Genomic DNA, 25,432 nt, shown 5'->3' with positions numbered 1-25,432 from the left:
CCCCCCTCGTGGACGGCCAGCCAGCCGCACGATCACGCGGCTGGGGCCATGCGCCATCGGGTGCCGATCGGCATGCACGACCTGCGGCTCTCCATTTGAGGCCCGTCCCGCACATGCCTAGCGTGGAGAAGCATCCATGACCAGTCGGGGTGACCCGTCCGGTACCGCGTGCCCTCCTGGTGGTTCAACCACGAACCGCCAGGGGACCGTTCAGCCCTGCCAGCACGGGGGCCGGTAACCGGGAGGCTTGGCCTCGTCCGACCGAAGGGACCATGATGACAACCACGAAGCGACGAGCCGTCGTGATGACGGCTGCGGCCGGCGCGATCGCGCTCGGCCTCACCGCGTGCGGTGGCGGCGACGACGGCGGAAGCGGTGGCAACGGTGACGGCGGAGACGGCGGCGGTGACTCCCGCCTCGCTGAGTTGCAGGAGTCGGGCACGATCGTCGTCGGGATCAACGGTGAGGAGCCCTACAGCTACCTCGACGAGAACGGCGATCCCGCGGGTGCCACGATTGCCATTCACGAGGCGGTCTTCGCCGAGATGGGTATCGACACCATCGAGGCGACGGAGGTCGAATGGGACGCCTTGATCCCGGGGCTGCAGGCCGACCGGTTCGACGCAGTCTCCGCCGGTATGTCGATTCTGCCGGAGCGTTGCGCTGAGGCAGACTTCGGTGTTCCGGAGATCATGTACACGACCGGCCTGATGGTGCCGGAGGGCAACCCCAACGGCCTTGCCACCTTGCAGGACATGGTTGACACCGACCTGACGCTGGCGGTGGGTAGCGGTGCGATCGAGGAGGGCTACGCCACCGACCTCGGCATCGAGTACGAGACCGTCGGTACGCCTGAGGACGGCATGGAGCTCGTCGAGGCGGGGCGCGTCGACGCTTACGCTCTGACCGGCATCTCCCTGCGGGCCCTCGCTGAGCGCAACCCGGACGTGCCGGTCGAGGTCACGGAGTCCTTCGTGGCTGAGGTCGACGGCGTACCCCAGGTCGGTGCCGGCGCCACGGTGTTCGCCCAGGGAGACGACGAGTTCCGCGAGGCCTACAACGAGGCCTACCAGAGCGTGATCGGTAGCGCTGCGGACTTCGAGGCCATCGTGGGTGAGTTCGGCTTCACCGAGGCTGAGTACCCCACGGAGAACATCACCACTGAGATGCTCTGCGCCGGGGAACTCCCCGAGGCTGGCTGAGCAGCACTCTTGTGGACGGTCTCCTCGACCAGGTGAGCACGGCGGCGCCGCGCTTCTGGGACGGGCTGGTGGTCACTCTCCAGCTCGGCCTGGGCGGCGCCGCCGTTGCCTTCGTGATTGCTGTTGCGCTCGGCCTGCTGACGCTGAGTCCGCATGTCTGGCTACGGGCTCCCGGGCGCGTCGTGGTGGAGTTCTTCCGCGGCACGTCGCTCGTGGTGCAACTCTTCTTCTTCTTCTTCGTGCTCCCACAGATCGGCCTCGATTTCGATCCGATCCCTGTTGGCATCATCGCCCTGGGCCTCAACTACGGCGCCTACGGTGCCGAGGTGGTGCGTGGGTCCCTCGCTGCCGTCCCGAAGGCACAGTGGGAGGCCACGACAGCGCTGTCCATGGGTTCGTTCCAGCGGATGGTGCGCATCATCTGGCCGCAAGGCTGGGCGCTCATGCTTCCTGGTCTGAACAATCTGCTTGTCATGCTTGTCAAGGGCACGGCGCTGGCCAGCTTCATCTTCCTGCACGACGTGACGTTCGTGGCCGACGACCTGCGACGCACGATGGGCAAGCTGTTTGCGTTCGGCGCGGGATTCGCTATCTACTACGCCCTGAACCAGCTCCTTTCGAGCGGGATGCGGGTGCTGGAGTTGCGCGCGCAGCGTCGCCTGGGCCTGAAGCCGGAGAGCGCCAAGGCCGCCAAGCGCGCCGAAGCCGTGGCGGGGGTGGGCTGACATGAACTGGAGCTGGGAGCACGCCGAAGCAGTCCTGCCGACGCTGTTGATGGCGTTCCTGAAGGTCACGTTGCTCGTCACCATCGTCTCCTCGATCGGAGCCGCCGTCCTGGGTCTGCTGTGGGCCGTGGTGCTGCGCGAGGCGCCACGCGTTGTCGCGGCCATCGTCTTCCGGATTCTCGACGTCATCCGGATGACGCCGATTCCTCTTCAGCTCGCGGCGATCTGGGCGTTCGTCCTCACCACCGATATTGACCCGTTGACGGTCGGCCTCATCGTGTACGCGGTGCACTACTCGACGTACATGGCGGAGTCCTACCGCGCCGGAATCGAGTCGATTCGTCCCGGCCAATGGGAGGCGGCCACGGCACTGTCCATGTCGAAAGCGCGGACGTGGCAGGCAGTGATCATCCCGCAGGCGCTGCGTGCCACTCTCCCGTCCCTGGGAAACTGGGCGATCGCCATGTTCAAGGACACCCCGTTCCTGATCATGATCTCGGTCCCGGAAATGGTGACGGAGGCCCAGGCGTACGGCGGAAGTACCTTCAGCTATGACGAACCGATCATCCTTGCCGGTCTGATCTTCCTCGCGGCGAGCTACCCGACCGCCGTCCTGATGCGGAAACTGGAGAACCGTCTTGCCACCTACTGACGAATCCCTGCAGCAGGTGCCGGGAGCACCTGCCCTGACGTTCGAGAACGTCGTCAAGAAGTTCGGCGACCTCACCGTGCTCAACGACCTCAATTTTCAGGTCGAGCGCGGCCAGCGCGTCACCCTGATCGGCCCGTCCGGCTCCGGCAAGACGACGATCCTGCGCCTGGTGATGACCCTGGAGTCGCTCACCGATGGCTACATCCACGTCGACGGCGTGCCGCTCACGCACCTGGAGCGGAACGGGCGCCGGGTGGCGCGGCGACACAAAGAGGTCGCTCAACTCACCCGGCGGATCGGGATGGTGTTCCAGCAGTTCAACCTGTTCCCGAACATGACGGTGATCGAGAACATCATCGAAGCGCCGGTGCATGTGCTCGGCAAGTCGAGGGACGAGGCTCGCAACCGCGGGATGGAGCTCCTGGACCAGGTGGGGCTCGGGGACAAGGCCGACCAGCACCCCAGCCGGCTCTCCGGTGGCCAGCAGCAGCGCGTGGCGATCGCCCGGGCGCTGGCGATGGACCCGGAGATCCTGCTGCTGGACGAGGTCACCTCCGCGCTGGACCCCGAGCTCGTCGGTGACGTGCTCCAAGTGCTCCGCGATCTGGCCGAGACCACCGACATCACGATGCTGATCGTCACCCACGAGATGCAGTTCGCCCAGGACGTCTCCGACCGCGTGCTGATGTTCGACAGTGGGCACATCATCGAGGACGCGAAGCCGGACGCCATGTTCTCCAACCCGACGCACGAGCGCACCAAGGAGTTCCTCCGCGCGATCCTGTAAGCACCCGCGCAAGAACTCGACGGTCCTCAGTCACGCAGTGCCCTAGGCGGCACCTGTATGGCTGAGGACCGTCGATTCTTTTGCCTCAGGGGCGCAGATCGAGCCGTCGTAGCCGCAGCGCATTGAGCGCCACCACCACGGTGGAGGCCGACATCAGCAGCGCTCCCACCGCCATCGGCATCACGAACCCGATCGGGGCGAGCACCCCGGCGGCGAGCGGTACGGCGGCCAGGTTGTAGCCGGACGCCCACCACAGGTTCTGCACCATGATGCGATAGCCACCGGCCGAGAGCCGCAGGATCGACAACACCGAGCGCGGGTCGTCGCCGGCGAGGATCAGCCCGGCCGAGGCGGCCGCGACGTCGGTGCCCGCCCCGATCGCGATTCCCACATCGGCCTGCGCGAGTGCCGGAGCGTCGTTCACGCCGTCACCGACCATCGCGACGACGTTGCCCGCCTCCTGCAACTGACGCACCTTGGCGTTCTTGTCCTCGGGGCGCACCTGCGCAAACACCTGGTCGATACCGAGCTCGGCAGCCACCGCTTGCGCGACCGGTTCGGCGTCACCGGTGATCATCACCACCGTGACGCCCCGCTCGTGGAGCTCGTGAACCGCCTCGTGCGACTCCGGCCGGATCTCATCAGCCAGGCCGAGCGCTCCGATCACCTCACCGTCGGCGAGGACGTGCAGCACGGTACGCCCGTTGTCTGCCCACTCGGAACTCTCCTCGATCGCCTCGGCCCCGGCCTCCTTCAGCAGTGCCGGACCTCCGACCCGAATCGTTCGGCCGGCCACGGTGGCCTGCACCCCCACCGCGGGAGCCGATGAGAAGTCGCCGGCCGCCTCGATCTCGAGCCCGCGATCCCTGGCGTTGGCCACGATCGCCCGGGCCAGCGGATGCTCACTGTCGGACTCGGCCGCTGCTGCGAGCGCGAGCACCTCATCGCCATCGGCACCATCCGTCCCGGCGAGCTCCACGACGCCGGGCTCTCCCCTGGTGAGGGTGCCGGTCTTGTCGAAGAGCACCGCGTCAACGGTCCGCGCCCGTTCCAGCGCCAATCGGTCCTTGACCAAGATCCCGGCGCGCGCCGCCCGCTCCGTGGAGATGGCGACCACGAGCGGGATCGCCAGGCCGAGGGCGTGCGGGCACGCGATCACGAGCACGGTGATCACGCGAACGAGCGCATCGGACGGGCTCCCCACAGCCAGCCAGACGATCGCCGTCAGCACGGCCGCCCCGAGAGCGAACCAGAACAGCCAGCCGGCCGCCCGATCCGCCAGACGCTGTACCTTCGTCGAGGACGACTGTGCCTCCGCGACCATGCGCTGGATGCCGGCCAACGCCGTCTGCTCCCCCACTGCTGCGATACGGACCCGAAGTCCGGAGTCCGTCGCGACCGTGCCCGCCACCACCGAATCGCCCTCGCCACGCGCAACCGTCGCAGACTCACCGGTGATCATGGACTCATCCATGTGGGCCCGGCCCTCGATCACCTCACCATCGGCAGGGACCCGCCCGCCGGGCCGGACGATGACCAGGTCTGAGAGCTCCAGCTCGGCCGGTGCGACGGTCTCGATACCACCGTCCTCGGTGAGCCGTTCGGCCTCATCGGGCAGTAGTTCGGCAAGAGAGTCCAGCGCCGATGAGGTCCGGGCCAGGGAGCGCATCTCGATCCAGTGACCGAGCAGCATGATCACCACGAGCAGGGCCAGTTCCCACCAGAACTCCAGCTCGTGAGAGATCAGCCCGAGGGTGGCACCGACGGACGCGACGAAGGCGACGGTGATCGCCATCCCGATCAGCAGCATCATGCCGGGCTGTTTCGCACGGACCTCGGACACCGCCCCGGTGAGGAACGGGCGACCGCCCCAGACGAAGATCACGGTGCCGAGCACGGCAGGGATCCAGACCGTGCCCGACGGCGGTGTGTACCCGAGCAGGTTCGCGAACATCGGGCTCAGGGCGACCGTAGGGATGGCGAGGGCGAGCATGATCCAGAACAGCCGACGGAACTGGGCGACGTGGTCGCCGTGGTCGCCGTGACCGCCATGTCCCTCGTGGCCGTCGTGGCTGCCCTCATGACCCCCGTGGCCCTGGTGGCTGCCCTCGTGGGCCTCGTGGCTCCCGTGCCCCGCGTGGCCGGGCTGCTCATCATGCTGATGCGGCGTGACGGATTCGTGCTCGTGCCGAGCCGCGTGCTCATCGGTCATTGGGTGCGCTCCATCGTTCATCATAACCACGGCAACGCGATACCCCCTTGGGGTATTCCCGGATCCTCGTTGACTCTGACACCGTGTCACGGTGTCGACTCTTCCCATGATCACCATCGGCGACCTCGCACGGCGCACCGACGTCTCGGTCCGGATGCTGCGGCACTACGACTCCCTCGGGCTCCTCGAGCCAGCACGCACCGACTCGGCAACTGGCTACCGGCATTACGCACCATCCCAAGAGGGACGGGTCGCTGCGATCCTCGCCCTCCGCGACCTCGGCTTCAGCCTCGCGGACTGCCGCGTGCTGCTGCGGGACGGCACACCGCTGGCCGAGATCACCGCACTGCTGCAGCACCGCCGGATGGAACTGGAGGAGCAGATCACGGCGGATCAGCGGCGCCTGGCCGACATCGAGGACAGACTGACCGCGATCGACCAAGGCCGAGCAGGCACCACGGACACACTCCGACTCACCGCGCTGCCCGCGCTCCACCTCCTGGTGGTCCACGGCCAGGCGCGGGACGAGTCAGAGATCGGGCATGTGCTGGCCTCGTTGCGCGCCATCCTCACCGAACGCGCCGGTACCGCAGGGATCGCGTCGAACGTCGGCACGGTCGCGACCTACGCCGGACGTACCGACATCCCGGTGATCGATGTCGCGGTCGGTATCCGCGCCGACCCCCACACAACGGCACCAGACGGGTTCGACACGGTGACCGTCCCCGCGGAGGCGAGGGCCGCCGTCGTGCGCCACCGCCAGGGCGTGCACCTCGGCGACGCGTGGAACGCCCTCGACGACGCGCTCGCCGAGCGCGGACTCACCTCAACGGGCACGTACCGCCACATGGCCGTCACCACGCCGGACGGCCAAGAGCTCATCGAACTCCAGGTGCCCGTTCGCCCCCTCCGGACCGGATGCTGACCTCAGGTCGTCACCACCGACGCAATCCCCCGCTCGGCCAGGCGAGCCGGATCTTGCGCGTCAGTACTGGTCACGAGGGCCGCCGGGACACCATCAGCGCGGAGCGTGTGCCACGCCTCGAAGTGTGCCCCACCCGGTCCCAGCGACGGGCGGTCGAGCGGAACCAGGGCGTCGTCCACCTCGATCTGCACCGCCGTCGGCCGGGCCGGCACCTCCCGCGGTCGGGCGCGCGCGTCGGCGATAACCTCGGCGATCCTCCGCCCGATCGGCTTCACCGTCTGATCGGTGCGTAGCAGGCCGAGACTGTACTCCAACGTCTTGAAGTCGGACAGGTCGGCGCCGATGTCGTGCGAGCACCACCAGGTCACCCCGTAGAGGTCAGCGGTGGAGAGCGCAGCCTCGATGGACTGCACGGCGAACTCCGGTGCCTCGTCGTTCGTGAGGCACCGGTCCGGCGCCCCGATCTCCTGCAACCAGATCGGACGGCGGACGTCGTCAGCGAAGGCGCGCGCGAGCTCGATCAGGTACTCCCCGTGCCGGACCGACTCCGAGGAGAGCCCGCCGTAGCGGTCCGCTGTGCCGTTGAAGATCCATGAGTGCACCGTGGAGACGGTGCCGTGCCCGGTGACGTGCCGCGGCACGAAGGGGTGACCGTTGCGGTACCAGGCATGATCGTTCGTGCTGTGCACGATCGTCGACTTCGACGACGCAGCGAGCGGCCCGATGACCGCGTCCAGCCAGGCCGTGACCTGCTCCGGCGTAGCCACCATCTTGTCGGGGTTGGGATCGTCGACGAACTGGTTCGTCTCGTTGCCCAGGGTAAGCCCGGCGAAACCGGGCAGACCGATGAGCCGGTCGTGCAGCACCGTGGCGAGCCTGGCCTGCGCCTCGATCGCCCCCGGGTCGGTGAACATGTTCCCGCGATGCCAGTTGACCAGCCAAGCCGGCACGAAGTCGAAGCCGGACATGTGACCCTGGATCACGTCGACGTACACCTGCAGCCCGGCCGCGTGCCCGAGCTCGACGACGGTCGCGACATCCTCAACAGCGCGCTGACGAATCAGCGTCCGGTTCGGCTGCAGCACCGGCCAGAGGGGGAACACCCGGACGTGGTCGAAACCGAGCCGAGCGATCGCATCGAAGTCGGCGCGGACCACGTCCGGATCGAGAGCCATCCACTGGAACATCCAGTCGACGCTCGGTGTGTAGTTGACGCCGAAGCGGGGGGCTGTCGCGGCGACGGGCATGGAGCTCCTCAATCGTTGGGTCGGTGGGCGTGCAGAACAGCACGCTGTTACTCAGGCGCGACGGCTACTCAGGCACGACGGTCGGCGACGGAGTCGCGCTCGATCAGCTCGCGTGGGCCCACTCGTCCGGACTTCGGCCCTTCGGAGCGCAACTGCGCGGCCAGCAGGTCGAGCGCCACGCGTGCGCTCTCCTTGATCGGTGGGCGCAAGGCGGTCAACCGGGGCACGAGCATCTCGCACACCCAGGAGTCTTCCCACGAGATCACCGAGACGTCTCCCGGGATCGTCCAGCCGTGCTCGTGGGCGGCCGTGTACAGCCGGCTGGCCATCAGCTCGCTGTCCACCAGGACGGCGATCGACGTCCCCGTCTCGGAGACGATCTGCTCGAGGTCCGTAGCGACGGGGCCATGCGGGTCACTGACGACGAGGATCCCGTCCTCTCCGAAGGCGTCCCGGTGGGAGACGCAATACAGATCGTTCCGGCGCGCCACGGCCACGGTCGTGTCCGGGTCGCTGAGCCGAGCCATCCGATCATGCCCCAGTCCGCGCACATGCTCCATCAGGTCGGTCATCGTGTGCTCGTCCGCGACCGTCACCTCGGGGATCTTCTCCGGCGCAGGTGAGTGCCCGATCGTCACGGCCGGCACACCCAGCTCGGCCAGCAGCTCGGCACGGGGGTCATCCACCACCGGGTCGAGCAGCAGGAAGCCATTCACCTTCTGCTCCTGCCACCAGCGCCGATACACCTCCAGCACGGCATCGGGCTCCTCCACGAAAGCCAGGACAAGCGTGAGCCCACGCTTGCTGATCTCGATCGAGATGGACGCGAGGATGTGGACGAAGGTCGCGTCTCGCTCGAAGTCCTCCTGCGATCGGGAGACAATCAGCCCGACGTCGCTGACCACACCCGAGAGCCGTCTGCCTGCACTGGCGGGCCGCCAGCCGAGCTCATCAGCAATCGCCCGGATGCGCTGTGCCGTCGCCGGCGGGATGTTCGGCTTGCCGTTCATCGCATGCGAAACCGCCGCCGCGGACACACCGGCGGCGGCGGCGACGGTACGGATCGTCGGACGCGACATGACTCCAGTATAGCCATCATTGCGCCCTCTAGTTAACCGGTGTACAGTGGCGGCTCATCGCACCAATGAACCGCGCCGTTCTCCCCCACCTGCCCGGTTCTTATCCCCTGCAGTTTCCGTATGAAGGAGCCCACGCAATGAAGCCGAGTCCTCGAATGATCGCCGTGCCGGCGATCGCCGCTCTGATGGTCGCTGCCGGGTGCTCCGGTGGCAGCGACGAGGTTGATTCCGACAACCTCGTGATCCAGACCAACTGGACCGAGTCGCAGCCACAGAATGCGCCTTTGGTGGCCGCCACCGAACAATTCACGGAAGAGACGGGAATCACCGTCGAGCTGCTCTACAACAGCGACGACCTGAACCAGGCATACGAGAGCTCCGCCCTGGCCGGGGAGGAAGCAGACGTTGTCCTGCTCAACCTCACCGACCGGCAGCTCAACTGGGCCATCGACGGCATCGTCGTCCCGCTGAACGACTACATCGGCGAGTGGGGTCTGGACGAGGTCATTCCTGAGTACAACGTCGAGGAATGGACCGACGAGGAGGGGAACCTGCGCGGCATCCCCTACACCGGTTTCAGTTGGCCGTGGTGGTTCAACACCGACCTGCTGGCCGAGGCAGGGGTGGACCAGATCCCGACGACGACCGACGAGCTGCTCACGGCCGTCACCGCGCTGCGCGACGCCGGGATCACCCCGATGGCGGCAGGCGGCAACGACTGGTCCGGCCAGAAGCTCTTCCTGCAGATCGCACAGAGCTACCTGCCCGCGGACGAAGCAGTCGAGGTCTTCGCAGAGGGCACGTTCTGCGAGTCCGACAACGCGATGCGCGGCATCGAGCTGTTCGCCGAGCTGCGCGACGCCGGCCTGTTCGTGAACGGCGCCGAGGGATACACGGTCGATGACGCGACCACGGAGTACTTCACCGGCCAGGCTGCCATCGGCTCGATGGGCTCTTGGTCCTACCTGCAGGCGCCGGAAGAGATCATCTCGGTGACCGAGCTGGGCGGCTTCCCCGGACCCAGCGACGGCGAGTACGGCCAGCCCACCGCCTACCAGGGCGCCACTGGCTCCGGGTTCTGGGTCAGCAAGAACGGCGAGGAGAAGATCGAGTCGGTCGAGCAGTTCATCACGTTCATGTACCAGGACGAGATCATCGACTCCCTGCTCACCGATGGCGGAATCGTTCCGCTGGTGCTGCCGGAGGGGTCGGACGCCAGTGAGAGCAACCCGCTGCTGGCCGAGGCCCTCACCACTCTCCCGGAGTCGGTGGACTGGGCCGTGATGCCTGACCTGCACATCCCCGCATCGGCCACCAACCCGATGTACCGGTCGGTGAGCATCGCGTTCTCCCCCGGTAACGATGCAGAGGCGATCTGCACGGCGATGGACGAGGCCTACTCCGGATGAGCTCCGACACCGTGACGCCCCGCCGTTCGTCGGCGGGGCGTCCGGCCCGGTCCTCGCTCGTGCGGTCCGTGGCCGGTCTGCTGCCGACGATCCCAGCTCTGGTCTGGTTCCTGCTCTTCTCCGTCGGACCGATCGCAGCGCTGTTCTACTTCGCCCTGCTGGAGTGGCGTTCGATCAACGCCGACCGTACCTTCGTCGGCCTGGACAACTTCGTCCGGGTGATCGGCGACGACGTCGCCCGCCAGGCGTTGGTGAACTCGGTCGTGCAGCTCGGCGTGTCCATCCCGATCATCATCGTCGGGGCGTTCGCGTTCGCGTACTACCTCAACCTGCACCCACCCGGGCACCGGTTCATCCGCACCCTGCTGTTCACACCGGTGCTGCTGTCCACACCCGCCCTGGCCATGGTGTTCTCGGGCGTCTTCGCACCCTCGGGACTGGCGAACGCCGTCCTGGGCCTGGTCGGGCTCGATGCAATCCAACGGCCCTGGCTGGCAGAAGGCGCCACCGGACTGGCCGCGATCATCGCGATCGGGATCTGGTCCGGGCTGGCGATCTCGACGGTCATGTTCGCGGCACGCCTGTCCGCACTTCCGTCCGAGGTGTTCGAAGCCGCGGAGCTGGACGGCTGCAGCCATCTGCGGCGCATCAGGTCCATCGCCTGGCCGATGGCGCGGGAATTCGTCGGTGTGGTGACCACGCTGCAATTCCTGTGGACACTTTTCGGGTCGGCCGCCCTGGTTCTCTTACTGACCCGCGGTGGGCCGGGGAATGACACGGTGACTTTGTCATTCCTGGTCTATGACTACGCATTCGGGAGGCAACAGGTCGGATACAGCCAGGCCATCGCCGTCGGGCTCTTCATTATCGGAGCCATCGGCCTGCTGGGAATTCGATCGTTCTTCAACGAGAAATCCGAGGAGTCCTGATGGCATCACGACGTCGCGGTACATTCCGGGCCGGCCGCACCAGGTACCTCGCGCACGGCGCGGCGTGGGCATATGTGGTCGCACTCGCTCTCCCGCTGTACTACCTGCTGATCTCCTCGGTGAAGTCGACCGTGGAGATCATCGACCAGCCGTTCCTGCCGAGCCTGTCGCCGACCTTCTCGAACTTCGCGAACGCCTTCAACCAGGCCGACCTCGGCCGCGCCATGGTGAGCTCGATCTACGTCACCCTGGGTGCGGAGGTGCTCACGCTCGCCGTCACCCTTCCGGCCGCGTACGCCATCGCCCGGGCACGAGCCCGCACCGGACGCGTCCTGGAGACCATCTTCGGCGCCGGCTTCCTCATCCCCGGCTTTGCTGCCCTGGTTCCCTCGGTGCTGCTGGCGATCGCGTTCCGGATGTTCCACACCCGTGAGTTCCTGATCCTGATTCTCGGTGCCGCCGCGATCCCGATGGCCGTGCTGCTGCTCACCCAGGCGATGCGCACCGTTCCTCGCGAACTCGAAGAGGCGGCGAGCATCGATGGCGCGGGCCAGGCACGCGTCTTCTGGACCATCTACGTGCCGCTCACGGTTCCCACGATGTCCGTGGTGGCCATCCTGAACTTCCTCAACTTCTGGAACGAGTACTTCTTCGCCCTCGTGATCGGCGGCACGGGTCCGGATGTGCGGACCGCCCAGGTCGCCCTCCCAACGCTGTCCGCAGCCACGAACGCTCAGTTCGGCATCCTCGCCGCCGGTGTGGTCATCACGCTCGTGCCGGTCTACCTGGCATACGCGGCGATGGCGCGACGGATGGAGAGTGCCATCCTTGCCGGAGCGCTGAAAGGATGACAATGCCTGCAGCACACGTATCGGACCTCAGCCTGCGCGAACAGGTCGGCCAGCTGAACCAGCGCCTGAAGGGCTGGGAGTGCATTCAGCGCACCTCGCAAGGCTGGACCGTCACCGATGTGCTCCGGCGCGAGGTGGACCGGTGGGGTGGGCTCGGCGCCCTGTACGGCCTGTTCCGTGCCGACCCGTGGTCCGGGGTCGACCTGGAGTCCGGTATCTCCGTGGCCGAGCGCGCGGATGTGGCGGCCCTGGTCACCGAGTACTGCGTGCAGCACAGTGACCACGGGATCCCTCCGCTCCTGGTGGAGGAAGCCCCGCACGGGCACATGGCGATCGGCGGCAGTCTGTTCCCGGTGAACCTCGCGGCCGCCGCCTCCTGGGACGTCACCAGCGTCCGGGAGGCTGCGCAGCTCACAGCAGCCGAGCTGCGGGCGAGCGGCACGCATCTCGCGCTGCTCTCGGGCCTGGACATCGCCCGCGACCCCCGTTGGGGGCGGACCGAGGAGTGCTACGGGGAGGACCCGGACGCCGCCGCCGCCTTCGTGACCGCCGTCGTGCAGGGCATGTCCCACGTGCCGGGTGTCGGGGTGGTGCTCAAGCACTTCGCCGGGCAGGGCGCCGGCATCGGCGGCCGGAACGGATCCAGCGCATCACTCGGACCGCTCGACCTGGGCGACCTGCACCTGCGCGCCGCCCGCAGCGGTGTGCTGGCTGGCGCCGTCGGGGTGATGGCCGCCTACAACGACATCGACGGCACTCCGTGCATCGCCCACCGGCACCTGCTCACCCACGTGCTGCGTGAACGGTGGGGATTCGAGGGAATCGTGATGGCCGACGGCGGCGCCGTGGACCGGCTGATCAGACTCACCGACGATCCCGCCACAGCCGCAGCCCTTGCCCTGCGCGCCGGCGTGGACATGAGCCTGTGGGACGAGTCCTTCACCGCCCTGGAGTCGGCCGTCGACGCCAGACTGGTCGACGCCGAGGAGATCGCCCAGGCAGCCACGCGGATCGTCGCGCTCAAGCACCGGCTGGGGCTGCTCGGCGCGCAGGCCGACATCCCCGAGACGGCCACCCCGGCGACCGCCGAAACCGTCACCAGCCGGATCGCCCAGCGGTCCATCATCCAGCTGAGCACCTCCCCCGGCGCTCTTCCCCTGCCCGGCGGAACGATCGCCGTCGTGGGCCCGAACGCCGACGACCTGCCTGCCCTGCTCGGCGACTACACCCCACCGATCGCCGGGGACCTTGGCGGCGTCGCCACAGCACTGCGCGACCGCCCCGGGATGGCCGAGCGGGTCCGCACACCCGCGCACTGTCGCGGGCGCAGCGGCACCCGATGGCGGGTGGAAGCGGAGGATCTCGCCGTGTGCCGCGCGGCCGATGCGGCCGTGGTGGTGCTCGGCGATACCAGCGAGCGGCTGTACTCGACCGAGTTCGACGACAACGGTGCCGCGATCCCCGGCTCCGCGATCGCGACCGGCGGTGAAGGCGTGGATGTCGCCTCCGTGGAGCTGCCCGCCGAGCAGCTCCGCCTGCTGCACGAGGTGGCCGACCTCGAGATCCCGGTGGTGTGCGTGATCGTCTCCGGCCGGGCACGGTCGCTCACTCCCGTGCTGGAACGCGCCGACGCGGTGCTGTTCGCGCCCTGCCCAGGGCCGGCGGGGGCCACCGCGATCGCCCGGGTGCTCACCGGTGAGTCGACGGCTTCCGGGCGGTTGCCGATCAGCCTCCCGTTCGCCGACGGCGTGCTGCCGGTGGCCCACAACGAGCGCCTCGAGCACTTCCACGGGTACGCCGATGGTGACGGCCGATCGCTCCCGTTCGGCCTGGGCGGGACTCCAGGGGTCGATGAGGAGCTGCTCGCGCCCGCTGCCGACGTGACTGCCGAGGATCTGTGCAGCGGCCGGACTCTGACCGTGACGGTCCGGGTGCGCAACCACACCGACCGTGCTGTGGACCATGGCGTGCTGCTGCACGGTCAACGGCAGGTCGCCGGCCGGCAGCGCCGCAAGAACGAGCTGCTCGCCTTCGCCCGCCTGAGCCTCGAACCTGGGCAGGTGCGGGACGTCCCGTTCACGTTGGGTACCGAGGAGCTGTTCGCGCGGAATGCCTACGGGGAGCCCGCGGTGGCACCCACCCACGTCCTGCTGTCCGTCACGCCGGGCCCACATCCGTCCGGCGCCCCCGGGGTGCACGTGGTTTCCCTCACCGGCCAGCCCAGGACAGACTGAGGGTCGCGCTCGCGACCTGCTGAGCTGGTCCGGCGCAGCCCTGCTCCGCCGGAGCGCACGTACGAGACGAGAACGAGGATTCGATGACGAGGCTGCCCCTGCATGAGGGCTGGACGCTGCGCTGCACCGGCGGCGACGCACCCACGACGATCAGCACTGCGGTGGTTCCCGCGCAGGTGCCGGGATCGGTGCACACCGACCTGCTGAGCGCCGGGCTGATCGAGGATCCCTACCTGGGCGAGAACGAGGCAGCACTGACCTGGGTGCACCGGGCCGACTGGGTGTACGAAACGACGTTCGAGGCGGAACCGATCGCACCGGGCGAGCGTGCCGCCCTGGCGTTCGAGGGGCTGGACACGGTCGCCACGATCACCCTGAACGGTGCGATCGTGGGCCGCACGGAGAACATGCACCGCTCCTACCGGTTCGACGTCACCGGTCTGCTCGAGGAGGAGAACACCCTGGTGGTGTCCTTCTCCTCGGCGCTGACCCGTGCCGAGGAGATCGCGCAGGAGGTGGGCCCTCGACCGCACTCCTACGACCACCCGTTCAACGCGGTCCGGAAGATGGCGTGCAGCTTCGGTTGGGACTGGGGCCCGGACCTGCAGACGGCGGGGATCTGGAAGCCGGTGCACCTGGAGCGGTGGCACGAGGCGCGCCTGGCACAGGTGCGCCCGCTGGTCACCGTCGGTGCCGACGGCACCGGTCGGGTGGAGGTGGTGGCCGACCTGGAGGTGGCCGGCGCCGAGGATCCCGGCCGGCGGGTGCGGGCGGAGCTGACCGCCCCCGACGGCGGACCGATCGCCACGGGTGAGGTCGCCGTCACCGGTGGGCGCGCGGTCGTGGTTCTCGAGGCGGGTGACGTGGACCTGTGGTGGCCGCACGGGTACGGGCCGCAGTCGCGGTACGACCTGCAGGTCACCCTGGCGGACGGGGACCGGGAGCGGGACAGCTGGTCCCGCAAGGTCGGCTTCCGGGACGTGGCGGTCCGCGCCGATCCGGACGAGGCGGGTACCTCCTTCGTGATCGAGGTCAACGGTGTGCCCGTTTTCATCAAGGGGGCGAACTGGATCCCCGACGACCATTTGCTCACCCGCGTCACGCCCGAGCGGTATGCCCGCCGGGTGGAGCAGAGCGTGGCGGCGAACATCAACCTGCTGCGGGTCTGGGGCGGCGGGATCTACGAGCAGGACGCCTTCTACGACGCCTGCGACGCCGCCGGCGTGCTGGTCTGGCAGGACTTCCTGCTGGCGTGTGCCGCCTATGCCGAGGACGAGCCCCTGCGTGGCGAGTTCGAGGCCGAGGCCCGCGACAACGTGGCACGGCTGATGCCGCACCCCTCCCTGGTGCTGTGGTGCGGCGGTAACGAGAACCTCTGGTTCTCCGTGGATCAGGACTGGGACGCCCGGCTCGAGGGTGGCACCTGGGGGTACGGCTACTACCACGACCTGTTCGCCCAGGTCGTGGCCGAGGTCGACCCGACCCGCGCCTACGTCGAGGGCAGCCCTGCCTCCCCCGGCTTCGCCCCGTGGGAGAAGCACCCCAACGATCCCGACCACGGACTCAAGCACGAGTGGGCGGTCTGGAACCAGGTCGACTACTCCCACTACCGGGACGAGGCTCCCCGGTTCGTCTCCGAGTTCGGGTTCCAGGGGCCGCCCACCTGGGCCACCCTGACCCGCGCGCTCGCCCCGCAGGACCTGCACAAGGAGTCGGCGGCATTCCTCCTGCACCAGAAGGCCCCGGACGGCAACGGCAAGCTCGACCGTGGGATGGCGCCGCACCTCGGGATTCCCGAGGACTTCACCGACTGGCACTGGGCAGCCCAACTGAACCAGGCCCACGCCGTCCGGTATGCCCTCACCCACTACCGGTCACACTGGCCGCACACCGCCGGAGCGATCGTGTGGCAGATCAACGACTGCTGGCCGGTCACCTCCTGGGCGGCCATCGACGGCGACGAACGCCCCAAACCGCTCTGGTACGCCATGCAGGCGGCCTACGCACCGCGACTGCTCACCATCGCGCCGCGCGAGACCGGACTGGTGGTCGCCGTGGTCAATGACTCCGACGACACCTGGGACGACACCCTGCACCTCTGCCGGGAAAGCCTCGACGGCGTCGGGCAGGCCACCGAGGACACACCCGTGCACGCGCCGGCCCGGTCCGTCACGCTGGTGCAGATCCCGGCCCGCCTGGCCACACCGGCCGATGCCACCGGCGAGGCGCTGGTCGCCACCCTCGGCGAGGAACGCACCGTTCACCTGTTCGCCGAGCTCAAGGACGTCGCCCTCGACCCGGACGCGCTCACCGCGAGCGCCACCCGGGTTGGCGACGGATACGACGTCCACATCACCGCGTCCTCGCTCGCCCTGGACGTGACCGTCCTGGCCGACCGCCTCGCACCGGACGCCCGCACCGACCGCGCCCTCGACACCCTCCGCGCCGGGGAATCGGTCACCGTCCACGTCACCACCGAGCACCCGCTCGAGACCGGACTGCTCACCGCCGCACCCGTGCTGCGCAGCTCCAACGACCTGCACGGTGTAGCCACGGACTGACGGCGATCACGCCGCACCACCCGCATCACCTCACGCTGTTCCCGACGGGCATCCTCGCCCGCCGGGAACAGCGTGCTTGACGTGCGTTCCTCCACCCACCTACTCTTACTTCACTGCTTAACAAAGGAGTGAAGATTGGGTCGGACGACGGCACGTACAGATGTCACCCGGTCCGCGGTACTCGCCCACATCGGAGTCCACGGACCGACCTCCCGCGCTGAGCTGGCGCGGGTGCTCGACGTCTCACCCGCCCTGATCACCGGCGCGACGAAGCGGCTCATCGCCGACGGGTTGCTCACCGAGCTGGACCACTCCCCCTCCCAGGGCGGCCGGCCGGCCCGGCTCCTCGGCCTGGTCGCCGAGAGCGGCCGTGCGATCGGCATCAAGGTGGTGGCCGACCACATCACCCTGGTCGAGGTGGGCATCGACGGCACCGTCCAGCGGTCGGCTACCCGCGACTTCGACGCCGCCGCACCCGCGGCGCTGAGCGAGCTGGCCGCCGTCACCGTCGCCTTCATCGACGCGGGCACCTCCGGCCCGCTGCTCGGCGTGGGCGTCGGCGTGCCCGGCACGGTGGACGAGCAGCACGCCGGCACCGTGGACTCCACCCAGCTCGGCTGGGTGCGGGTGCCCGTGGGCGAGACGCTGCGCCGCGCCCTGGACCTGCCGGTCCTGGTGGAGAACAACGTCAACGCTCTCGCCATGGCCGAGGCGCTCTACGGCAGCGGCCGCGGCCTCGGGCACGCCCTCGTGGTGACCATCGGTACCGGTGTGGGTGCCGGCCTCATCACTGACGGCGACGTATTGCGCGGGTGGCGCGGTGGCGCCGGCGAGCTGGGGCATGTTCCCGTGGTGGCCGACGGACCGGCCTGTGTGTGCGGCAGCACCGGGTGCCTGGAGACCCTGATCAGTGAAGAGGCTCTGCTTCGTGCGGCGACCGCCCAGGGCATCGTTCCCGAAGCCGCCTCCATCGACGCCGTGCACACCGCCGCCGATACCGGTGATGCTGGCGCGCAGGCAATCTTCCGTACCGCCGGCACCCACCTCGGCCGCACCCTCGCCGGGGTGGTCAACCTGCTCGACCCGGAGGCCGTGATCGTGCTCGGAGAGGGCGTGACGGCCTGGACGCACTGGTCGGCCGGATTCGAGCCCGCCTTCCGCGCCGCTCTCATCCCGCACACTCGTCATATCCCCGTCACGGTGGAGACCTGGCAGGACGACCGGTGGGCCCAGGGATCAGCGGCCCTGGTGCTGTCCACGCCGTTCGACGCCCAGGGACTCTCGGGTGAGCAGGGACGTCTCGTGCGCGAGCGCCTCGCCATCGGCGAGGTCGCTGCGAGCGCAGCAAGCCCAGCCGGCCCTGCCGGGAACGGAGGGTGAGGCGATGACTGCACCCTCCGCCGTCGGGATCTCGCGCACCGCGCGCCCACTCCCGCCGCCTCGACAAGCCAGGCGCGGCAGCCGGCTGCGCTACACCCTCACCGTGCTGGCGTTCCTGCTGCCCAGCGCCCTGCCGCTGCTGGCGTTCACCATCTATCCGATGATCGGCGCATTCTGGACCAGCCTGCACTCGTGGAACCTGATCGGGGTGATGGAGTGGGTCGGGCTGGACAACTACGCCACGCTGCTCACTGATGACGCCACGAGGCGCGTGTTCGCGAACACGCTGTACTACGTCGTCGGGTATCTGCCGCTGGTCTACATCGGCGGCCTGGCGCTCGCTCTCGCACTGAACAGCCTCATCCCGGCGCGGAACCTGCTCCGCGGGATCTACTTCCTGCCGGTGGTGACCAGCTGGATCGTGGTGGCCCTGGTGTGGCGGTGGCTGCTGAACCCGTCGGTCGGCGTGGTGAACGCCGTGCTCGGCGGGCTCGGGATCGATGGGCCGGGCTGGTGGACCGATCCGTACTGGGCGATGCCCTCGATCATCCTCGCCTCGGCGTGGAAGGACCTCGGGTTCGTGATGATCATCCTGCTCGCCGGGCTGCAGGCCATCCCCACCGACGTGCAGGAAGCGGCCATGATCGACGGTGCCGGGCGATTCCGGCGCCTGCTGAACATCACCCTGCCGCTGCTGTCCCCGTCCACCTTCTTCGTGGTGGTGATCTCCCTAATCAACGGCTTCCAGGTGTTCGACCAGGTGTATGCGATGACCGGGGGCGGGCCGGCCGGCTCGAGCACCGTGGTGGTGCAGCAGATCTACGACCTGACGTTCCGGTACAGCTCGGCCGGGGAGGCCTCGGCACTCTCCTGGCTGCTGTTCCTGCTGGTGCTCGCCGTGACGGTGATCCAGCTGATCGGGCAGCGGAGGTGGGTGACCTATGCCTGAGCGCATCCGCCGCATCCTGCTGACCGCCGTGGTGGCCCTCGGCGCACTGGTGATGTTCTTCCCGTTCGCGTGGACGGTGAGTACCTCACTCTCGAGCGGTGTCGGCCTGGACGCCACCCCGCAGCTGATCCCGGATGACCCGACCCTGGCGGCCTATCGCGAGCTGTTCGCGAACACCCCGTTCGCCCGCGTGATCGCCAACTCCCTCGGCCTGGCCATCACGACGACGGCCCTTCAGCTGGTCACGAGCTCGCTGGCCGGCTATGCCTTCAGCAGGCTGGCCTTCCCGGGGCGGGGCGTGGTCTTCGGGCTGTACCTGGCCACGATGATGATCCCGATCCAGGTGCTGATCGTGCCGTTGTTCGTGCAGATGCGCAGCCTCGGCCTGGTGGACACCTACCTGGGTGTGCTGCTGCCCGGGGTGGCCAGCGCGTTCGGGGTGTTCCTGCTACGGCAGGCGATGAACGCGGTGCCCCGGGAGCTGGACGAGGCCGCCACCATCGACGGCGCCGGACACTTCCGCATCTTCGCCCGCCTCATCCTCCCCCTCGCGGGGCCTGCCCTGGCGAGCCTGGCCGTGTTCGCGTTCATGAGCAGCTGGAACGGCTTCCTGTGGCCGCTGATCATCCTGCGCTCCGAGCACCTGCAGACGCTGCCGCTGGCGCTGGCCGGACTGCAGGGGCAATACACCACCCAGTGGGACGTGATGATGGCCGGCTCGGTGGTCAGTGTGCTGCCGATGCTCGCCCTCTACGTCTTCGCCCAGAAGTACGTCATCCAAGGCGTCGCGGGCACCGGACTGAAATGACACCCCGAACCCTGACTCACCCTGAAGAATCGAAGGAGATCCTCATGACCCGCACCCGATGGATGGCCGGCGCCGGCCTCGCTGCCGCGCTCGGCCTCACCCTGACCGCCTGCGTCTCAGGCAGCACCGACGACCCTGCCACCGAGCCGGCCGGCACCACCGACGACGGCCCGGTGACGATCACGTACACCAACTTCATCTCCGCCGGTGGCAACGAGGAGAACCTCGCCACCATCGTCGAGGCGTTCGAGGCCGAGCACGAGAACATCACCGTGGAGGTCACCACACTCCCCTACGCGGACTACTTCACCGCCCTGCAGACCGACCTGGCCGGCGGCACCGTGGCCGATGTGTTCGACATCGAGTTCGCCAATTACGCCTCTTACCAGGACAGCGGAGTGCTCGCACCGCTGGAGGTGGACACCAGCGTCTACCAGACCTCCCTCGCCGAGGCCTACGCCACCGACGGCACCCGGTACGCCCTGCCGAGCTCGTTCTCGAACGTGGTGCTGTTCTACAACAAGGACCTGTTCGACGCCGCGGGCCTGGACTACCCCACCGCGGACTGGACGTGGCAGGACGAGCAGGAGGCTGCCGAGGCGCTCACCGACGCTGATGCCGGGGTGTGGGGCGACTACCAGCCGATCAGCTACCACGAGTACTACAAGGCCGTGGCCCAGGCCGGCGGACAGTTCCTCACCGAGGACGGCACCGCGGCCGCGTTCAACTCCCCCGAGGGCATCGCCGCGGCCGAGTGGCTGGTGAACAAGTCCGGCACCACGATGCCCACGGCGGAACAGGGCGCCGGCACACCGGACTTCGACAGCGGCCTGTTCCTCGATAGCAAGCTGGCCATGTGGCACAACGGCATCTGGATGTTCGGAGCCCTCGCCGAGGCGGACTTCGCCTGGGACATCGCCGTGGAGCCAGGCGATGCGCAGCAGGCGAGCGCCCTCTTCTCGAACGCGGTGGGCGTGTCGGCAACGTCCGAGCACCAGGCCGCGGCCGCGGAGTTCGCGCAGTTCCTCACCAGCTCTTCCACCACCGTGGACGTGCGTCTGGAGTCCGGCTGGGAGTTGCCGCCGATCGCCGACCAGGCACAGCTGGACGCCTACCTGCAGCAGGAGAACCCGGCGAACCGACAGGCCGTGTTCGACTCCCTGGAGCAGGTGGCGCTGGCCCCGTCGATCGGTGACGGTCAGGCCGAGATGCAGGACATCGTCACCGAGGAGCTCACCGAAGCCGCGGCCGGTCGCAAGAGCGTGGAGGAGGCGCTCGCCTCAGCCGAGGAACGCGTGAACGCCCTGCTCGGCTGACCGGCCACTCCGGGGCCCACGTCCCCGCCGGGCCCCCTCACCACCTCACCCCACCACCCACCCACGCCGAGTGCCCCCGATTTCGCTCACCCGTTGAGATATAGCCGAAATCGAGGGCACTCGGTGACACCCCAGTGGAGACGATCATGACCACCACTGCCCATGCCCCACTGCTGGAGACCTCCCGCGCACTGATCACCTCGCTGCAGGAGCCGGGCGGCGCCTACCCGGCGAGCCCCACGTTCTCCGCCTACCGCGGGTACTGCTGGTTCCGGGATGGTGCGTTCATCGCCGACGGCGTCTCCTCCGCCGGGGAGGTGGCCTCCCCTTCGGCGTTCCTGGACTGGTGCGCCGGGGTGGTCGAGGCCCATCGCACGCCGATCGAGCGGGTGGTCGCGGCCGCCGCGGGCGGCGCGCCGGTGCCGCAGGAGCAGATGCTGCCAACCCGGTTCACGATGGCCGGCACCCCCGGGGCGGACGAGTGGTGGGACTTCCAGCTCGATGGGTATGGCACCTGGCTGTGGGCCGCAGCCCAGCACGCCGCACGCCACGGGCTCGATGTGACGCGGTGGCAGCCCGCCGCCGGGCTCACCGTGGACTACCTGCTCAGTTCCTGGGATCGGCCCTGTTACGACTGGTGGGAGGAGCACGCCGAGCAGGTGCACGTCTCCACGCTGGGCTGCATCGTGGCCGGGCTGCGTGCGGCCGCCGACTCGGGCCTGGTGACCGGCACCCGGGCGGAGGCGGCCCGTGCGGGGGCGGAGGCGGCGATGGCGGTCATCCACGAACGGGGCGTGGCCGGCGGTCACCTCACCAAATGGCTCGGCACCGATGCCGTGGACGCCAGCCTGGCTGCGCTGATCGGCCCGCTCGGGGTGATCGAATCAGAGTCCGAGCTCGCCGCGGCCACGATCGCGGCGATCGAGGACCAGCTCTGCACCGACGATGGCGTCTACCGGTTCCGCGCCGACACCTTCTACGGCGGCGGCCGGTGGCCACTGCTGTCCTGCTTCCTCGGCCTCGCGCACGCACGCGCCGGGAACACCGCACGGGCCGGAGAACTGCTCGACTGGGCGGCCGGCACCGCGACAACGGACGGCCTGCTGCCCGAGCAGGTGGACGGGCAGCTGCTCGCGCATGAGTACCGCACCGAATGGATCGACCGCTGGGGGCCGGTGGCGACACCGCTGCTGTGGTCGCACGCGATGGTGCTCCGCCTGGCGGCGGAGCTGAAGGAGGACGCATGATCCGGCACCGGCCACTCGGCTCCGGCCACCCCTACGCCCATGACACCGAGCAACGCTCTCCCGTGCAGCCCATTGCGGGAGAGTCGCTGCGCCTCGGCGTACGCACCTCCGCTGAGGTCACCGCTGTGGATCTGGAGTACCAGGTCGACGGCGGACCGGTCACCACGGTCTCGCTGGCGCCGGTGGCCCGGTCCTCGCGCGGGCAGTCCACCGACGGCGGCCACCTCGCCTCTGCGCAGGCACGTCAGGCCCGCCAAGCGGGCGGGTGGCAAACGGAGATCGTGGCGCCGGCTGCGGGGACAAGGGTGCGCTACCGCTTCGTCGGCCACACCAGCAGCAGCACCGGTGACGCGCAAAAGACCCGCTTCTACGAGTGCCGGTCAGCCACCTGGCGCGACGCCAAGGGCGACGTGCTGGACCTGGCCGGGGACGCCGTCGGGGTTCTTCCCGGTACCCAGGTGCTCGACGACGGCAAACGAGTGCACCAGGTGCGCTTCGCCCTCCCACTCGCACCCGGTGAGCGCGTGACCGGGTTCGGGGAGCGCTACGACGCCCTCGACCACCGCGGAGCCTCACTGGACTCGGTGGTCTTCGAGCAGTACAAGAGCCAGGGCGCGCACCGGCGCACCTATCTGCCGATGCCGTTCGCGCACGTGGTCGGCGGCGCCGGGTGGGGCTTCCATGTGCAGACCTCACGCCGGGTGTGGTTCGACATCGGCGAGGCGAGCCCGGACAGGCTGGAGATCACCGCGGAGGTGGCTGCGCCGTCGGGGACCACGCCGTTGCTCGGTGTGGCGACCTACGCGGGTGAGCCGGCCGCCGTCCTGGACGCATTCCTGACCGAGGTGGGCCGCCCCACCGAGCTGCCCGACTGGGTGTTCCGGCTGTGGGCCAGCGGCAACGAGTGGAACACCCAGGCCGAGGTGGAGCGGCAGCTGGCGCTGCATCGCGAGCACGAGATCCCGGTGGGGAACGTGGTGATCGAGGCATGGAGCGACGAGCAAACGTTCACCGCCTTCCGCGACGCCAAGTATGAGGTACGTGAGGACGGCGGGCCGATGCGGCTGGCGGACTTCACCTTCCCGGCGGACGGCGCCTGGCCGGACCCGAAGGGCATGGTCGACGCCCTGCACGCCCGTGACGTGCGGGTGCACCTGTGGCAGATCCCGCTGATCAAGATGCGCCCGCACCCGGTCGGCCAGGCGAAGGCGGACGCTCGAGTGGCGATCGAGGAGGGGGTGCTGGTCCGGGAGGAGGCACCGGATGGCAGTCTGCGGCCCTATCGCAACCGCGGCTGGTGGTTCCCGCTTGGCTTGATGCCGGACCTCACCGACGAGCGGGCCGCCGACTGGTGGACGGCCAAGCGCCGGTACCTGGTGGAGGAGGTGGGCATCGACGGGTTCAAGACCGACGGCGGGGAGCACGCCTGGGGGTCGGACCTGGTGTACCTGGACGGCCGTCGCGGCGATGAGGCGAACAACACCTTCGCGACCGGGTACGCGGCCGCCTACGGGCGACTGCTGGAATCGTGCGGGAAGGCGCCGGTGACGTTCAGCCGGGCCGGGTTCACCGGCTCGCAGGCGCATGGCGCGTTCTGGGCCGGGGACGAGAACTCCACCTGGGAGGCGTTCCGGTGGTCGATGCTCGCCGGGCTGAGCGCGGCCGCCTGCGGGATCGTCTACTGGGGCTGGGACATCGCCGGGTTCTCCGGACCGATCCCAGAGCCGGAGCTGTACGTGCGGGCCATGGCGGCGAGCGTGTTCGTGCCGATCATGCAGTACCACTCCGAGTTCAACCACCACCGCACACCCTCGGTGGACCGCACCCCGTGGAACATCGCCGAGCGCACCGGTGACGCCGCGGTGATCTCCGAGGTGCGGGCACTGGTGGAGCTACGCGAGCGGCTGGTGCCCTACCTCGCCGCCTCCGCGCGGGAGACAGTGGCGACGTCCCGGCCGCTGATGCGGCCCTTGTACTTCGACCACCCGGACGACCCTGCCGTGTGGGAGCACCCGGTGCAGTGGCTGCTCGGGGACGACCTGCTGGTCGCACCGGTGCTGGAGCCCGGGGCCCGCACCTGGCCGGTGTACCTGCCGGAAGGCACCTGGGTGGACGTGTGGTCCGGGCGAGCCCACGACGGCGGAGCGACCCTGGACGCCGACGTCACCGAGCGTGACCGGGTGCCGGTGTTCGCTCGTGCCGAGGCGTGGGAGGACGTGCGGGAGGTCTTCTCAGCGCAGGGCTGAGGGCGCAGATGCTGAACCGGGACATCGGACCTACGGTGGAAGGACAGCAGACCTCACCGAGAGGAGTGCCGATGACTACGCTCACCCACACCAGGGTCGCGTTCCTGGCCACCGACGGGTACGAGGACAGCGAGCTGACCTCCCCGTGGGACGCCGTCACCTCCGAAGGAGCCGAAGCGGTGCTGGTCTCCCCCAGCGCCGGCACCATCACCGGGAAGAAGGGGCACGAGCAGCAGGTCGACATGACCAGCTCCGCGGCGGAGGCCGGTGAGTTCGACGCGCTGGTGCTGCCCGGTGGCGTCGTGAACGCCGACCACCTGCGGATGGACGAGGCCGCCGTGGCCTTCACCCGGGCGTTCTTCGCCCAGCACAAGCCGGTGGCGGTGATCTGCCACGGGGCCTGGATCCTCACCGACGCCGAGGTGGTCAGTGGACGCTGGCTCACGTCCTACCCGAGCCTTCGTACCGATCTGCACAACGCTGGCGCCACCTGGGTGGACGAGGAGGTGGTGGTGGACCAAGGGCTGGTCTCCAGCCGCACCCCGGCCGACCTGCCCGCGTTCAACGCCAAGCTGATCGAGGAGCTCCGGGAAGGAACCCACGCGGGCCAGACCGCCTGAGGGTGGTGGCGATCGGCGGGCCGTGCCTCCACCGCCGGTAGTGCCGGCCGCGT

20 protein-coding genes are annotated in these 25,432 nt (G+C 68.9%); 17 read left to right on the top strand and 3 right to left on the bottom strand.

What is annotated here, in order from left to right; all coding sequences use genetic code 11:
- The first annotated feature begins 275 nt into the window (after positions 1 to 275).
- The 4 genes from BLU77_RS02870 to ehuA are packed head-to-tail and all read left to right on the top strand — an operon-like array spanning position 276 to position 3,366.
- Positions 276 to 1,202, top strand: coding sequence for a transporter substrate-binding domain-containing protein (locus BLU77_RS02870; RefSeq protein ID WP_089772934.1), 927 nt, complete (start codon positions 276 to 278; stop codon positions 1,200 to 1,202).
- An 11-nt stretch (positions 1,203 to 1,213) separates the two neighbouring features.
- Entirely contained in the window at positions 1,214 to 1,927 is a 714-nt protein-coding gene (locus BLU77_RS02865; RefSeq protein ID WP_089771605.1) for an amino acid ABC transporter permease, read from the top strand.
- A 1-nt stretch (position 1,928) separates the two neighbouring features.
- The gene (locus BLU77_RS02860) at positions 1,929 to 2,579 is read left to right on the top strand and encodes an amino acid ABC transporter permease (RefSeq protein WP_089771604.1); all 651 of its coding nucleotides are present in this window, start codon (positions 1,929 to 1,931) and stop codon (positions 2,577 to 2,579) included.
- Entirely contained in the window at positions 2,566 to 3,366 is an 801-nt protein-coding gene (ehuA, locus tag BLU77_RS02855; RefSeq protein ID WP_281242035.1) for an ectoine/hydroxyectoine ABC transporter ATP-binding protein EhuA, read from the top strand. Before BLU77_RS02860 ends, ehuA begins: the two co-directional genes overlap by 14 nt.
- Before the next feature lie 85 nt (positions 3,367 to 3,451).
- Here ehuA and BLU77_RS02850 read toward each other — a convergent pair whose 3' ends face one another.
- Positions 3,452 to 5,578 (bottom strand): heavy metal translocating P-type ATPase, encoded by a 2,127-nt coding sequence (locus tag BLU77_RS02850; protein WP_089771603.1) that lies wholly within the window; start codon positions 5,576 to 5,578, stop codon positions 3,452 to 3,454.
- Positions 5,579 to 5,669: 91 nt separating this feature from the next.
- On the opposite strand from BLU77_RS02850, the gene BLU77_RS02845 reads away from it, so the two are divergent.
- Positions 5,670 to 6,503, top strand: coding sequence for a MerR family transcriptional regulator (locus tag BLU77_RS02845; protein ID WP_139177567.1), 834 nt, complete (start codon positions 5,670 to 5,672; stop codon positions 6,501 to 6,503).
- A 2-nt stretch (positions 6,504 to 6,505) separates the two neighbouring features.
- On the opposite strand, the gene BLU77_RS02840 is transcribed toward BLU77_RS02845, so the two are convergent.
- Both BLU77_RS02840 and BLU77_RS02835 read right to left on the bottom strand, forming a co-directional pair.
- The gene (locus BLU77_RS02840) at positions 6,506 to 7,750 is read right to left on the bottom strand and encodes a glycoside hydrolase 5 family protein (protein ID WP_089771601.1); all 1,245 of its coding nucleotides are present in this window, start codon (positions 7,748 to 7,750) and stop codon (positions 6,506 to 6,508) included.
- Positions 7,751 to 7,818: 68 nt separating this feature from the next.
- Positions 7,819 to 8,829 carry a LacI family DNA-binding transcriptional regulator gene (locus BLU77_RS02835; RefSeq protein ID WP_089771600.1) on the bottom strand — a complete coding sequence of 337 codons (1,011 nt, stop codon included), beginning with the start codon at positions 8,827 to 8,829 and terminating at the stop codon, positions 7,819 to 7,821.
- Positions 8,830 to 8,966: 137 nt separating this feature from the next.
- On the opposite strand from BLU77_RS02835, the gene BLU77_RS02830 reads away from it, so the two are divergent.
- From BLU77_RS02830 to BLU77_RS02775, 12 genes are all read left to right on the top strand, one after another.
- Complete coding sequence (locus BLU77_RS02830) at positions 8,967 to 10,238, top strand: ABC transporter substrate-binding protein (protein WP_175476922.1); 1,272 nt, start codon at positions 8,967 to 8,969, stop codon at positions 10,236 to 10,238.
- Positions 10,235 to 11,167, top strand: coding sequence for a carbohydrate ABC transporter permease (locus BLU77_RS02825; RefSeq protein ID WP_089771598.1), 933 nt, complete (start codon positions 10,235 to 10,237; stop codon positions 11,165 to 11,167). The genes BLU77_RS02830 and BLU77_RS02825 overlap by 4 nt, the downstream gene beginning before the upstream one ends.
- Positions 11,167 to 12,018 (top strand): carbohydrate ABC transporter permease, encoded by an 852-nt coding sequence (locus BLU77_RS02820; protein WP_089771597.1) that lies wholly within the window; start codon positions 11,167 to 11,169, stop codon positions 12,016 to 12,018. Before BLU77_RS02825 ends, BLU77_RS02820 begins: the two co-directional genes overlap by 1 nt.
- A 2-nt stretch (positions 12,019 to 12,020) precedes the next feature.
- On the top strand, positions 12,021 to 14,252 hold the full coding sequence (locus BLU77_RS02815) for a glycoside hydrolase family 3 protein (protein WP_175476921.1): 2,232 nt from the start codon (positions 12,021 to 12,023) through the stop codon (positions 14,250 to 14,252).
- 83 nt (positions 14,253 to 14,335) lie between these two features.
- Positions 14,336 to 16,813, top strand: a complete 2,478-nt coding sequence (locus BLU77_RS02810) for a glycoside hydrolase family 2 protein (RefSeq protein WP_089771595.1) — start codon at positions 14,336 to 14,338, stop codon at positions 16,811 to 16,813.
- A 135-nt stretch (positions 16,814 to 16,948) separates the two neighbouring features.
- Positions 16,949 to 18,193 carry an ROK family transcriptional regulator gene (locus BLU77_RS02805; RefSeq protein ID WP_089771594.1) on the top strand — a complete coding sequence of 415 codons (1,245 nt, stop codon included), beginning with the start codon at positions 16,949 to 16,951 and terminating at the stop codon, positions 18,191 to 18,193.
- A 4-nt stretch (positions 18,194 to 18,197) separates the two neighbouring features.
- Complete coding sequence (locus tag BLU77_RS02800) at positions 18,198 to 19,142, top strand: carbohydrate ABC transporter permease (protein ID WP_089771593.1); 945 nt, start codon at positions 18,198 to 18,200, stop codon at positions 19,140 to 19,142.
- Positions 19,135 to 19,950 carry a carbohydrate ABC transporter permease gene (locus BLU77_RS02795; protein WP_089771592.1) on the top strand — a complete coding sequence of 272 codons (816 nt, stop codon included), beginning with the start codon at positions 19,135 to 19,137 and terminating at the stop codon, positions 19,948 to 19,950. Before BLU77_RS02800 ends, BLU77_RS02795 begins: the two co-directional genes overlap by 8 nt.
- Positions 19,951 to 19,994: 44 nt before the next feature.
- On the top strand, positions 19,995 to 21,266 hold the full coding sequence (locus tag BLU77_RS02790; RefSeq protein WP_217632343.1) for an ABC transporter substrate-binding protein: 1,272 nt from the start codon (positions 19,995 to 19,997) through the stop codon (positions 21,264 to 21,266).
- Between the two features lie 146 nt (positions 21,267 to 21,412).
- On the top strand, positions 21,413 to 22,513 hold the full coding sequence (locus BLU77_RS02785) for a glycoside hydrolase family 15 protein (RefSeq protein ID WP_089772931.1): 1,101 nt from the start codon (positions 21,413 to 21,415) through the stop codon (positions 22,511 to 22,513).
- The gene (locus BLU77_RS02780) at positions 22,510 to 24,759 is read left to right on the top strand and encodes a glycoside hydrolase family 31 protein (RefSeq protein WP_089771591.1); all 2,250 of its coding nucleotides are present in this window, start codon (positions 22,510 to 22,512) and stop codon (positions 24,757 to 24,759) included. The genes BLU77_RS02785 and BLU77_RS02780 overlap by 4 nt, the downstream gene beginning before the upstream one ends.
- A 71-nt stretch (positions 24,760 to 24,830) precedes the next feature.
- Positions 24,831 to 25,379 (top strand): type 1 glutamine amidotransferase domain-containing protein, encoded by a 549-nt coding sequence (locus tag BLU77_RS02775; RefSeq protein ID WP_089771590.1) that lies wholly within the window; start codon positions 24,831 to 24,833, stop codon positions 25,377 to 25,379.
- The last annotated feature ends 53 nt before the right edge of the window (positions 25,380 to 25,432 follow it).

It is taken from the genome of Ruania alba, assembly GCF_900105765.1.
GTDB lineage: Bacteria > Actinomycetota > Actinomycetes > Actinomycetales > Beutenbergiaceae > Ruania > Ruania alba.
This window is presented reverse-complemented; position numbering and strand designations above follow the sequence as displayed.

Bases quoted from the DNA above. Each gene is read 5' to 3' on its own strand.
- BLU77_RS02835 (WP_089771600.1), bottom strand. From the start codon at position 8,829: ATGTCGCGTCCGACGATCCGTACCGTCGCCGCCGCCGCCGGTGTGTCC.
- BLU77_RS02780 (WP_089771591.1), top strand. From the start codon at position 22,510: ATGATCCGGCACCGGCCACTCGGCTCCGGCCACCCCTACGCCCATGAC.
- BLU77_RS02800 (WP_089771593.1), top strand. From the start codon at position 18,198: ATGACTGCACCCTCCGCCGTCGGGATCTCGCGCACCGCGCGCCCACTC.
- BLU77_RS02825 (WP_089771598.1), top strand. From the start codon at position 10,235: ATGAGCTCCGACACCGTGACGCCCCGCCGTTCGTCGGCGGGGCGTCCG.
- BLU77_RS02815 (WP_175476921.1), top strand. From the start codon at position 12,021: ATGCCTGCAGCACACGTATCGGACCTCAGCCTGCGCGAACAGGTCGGC.
- BLU77_RS02775 (WP_089771590.1), top strand. From the start codon at position 24,831: ATGACTACGCTCACCCACACCAGGGTCGCGTTCCTGGCCACCGACGGG.
- BLU77_RS02860 (WP_089771604.1), top strand. From the start codon at position 1,929: ATGAACTGGAGCTGGGAGCACGCCGAAGCAGTCCTGCCGACGCTGTTG.
- BLU77_RS02840 (WP_089771601.1), bottom strand. From the start codon at position 7,750: ATGCCCGTCGCCGCGACAGCCCCCCGCTTCGGCGTCAACTACACACCG.
- BLU77_RS02870 (WP_089772934.1), top strand. From the start codon at position 276: ATGACAACCACGAAGCGACGAGCCGTCGTGATGACGGCTGCGGCCGGC.
- BLU77_RS02790 (WP_217632343.1), top strand. From the start codon at position 19,995: ATGACCCGCACCCGATGGATGGCCGGCGCCGGCCTCGCTGCCGCGCTC.
- BLU77_RS02850 (WP_089771603.1), bottom strand. From the start codon at position 5,578: ATGACCGATGAGCACGCGGCTCGGCACGAGCACGAATCCGTCACGCCG.
- BLU77_RS02830 (WP_175476922.1), top strand. From the start codon at position 8,967: ATGAAGCCGAGTCCTCGAATGATCGCCGTGCCGGCGATCGCCGCTCTG.
- BLU77_RS02810 (WP_089771595.1), top strand. From the start codon at position 14,336: ATGACGAGGCTGCCCCTGCATGAGGGCTGGACGCTGCGCTGCACCGGC.
- BLU77_RS02795 (WP_089771592.1), top strand. From the start codon at position 19,135: ATGCCTGAGCGCATCCGCCGCATCCTGCTGACCGCCGTGGTGGCCCTC.
- BLU77_RS02785 (WP_089772931.1), top strand. From the start codon at position 21,413: ATGACCACCACTGCCCATGCCCCACTGCTGGAGACCTCCCGCGCACTG.
- BLU77_RS02820 (WP_089771597.1), top strand. From the start codon at position 11,167: ATGGCATCACGACGTCGCGGTACATTCCGGGCCGGCCGCACCAGGTAC.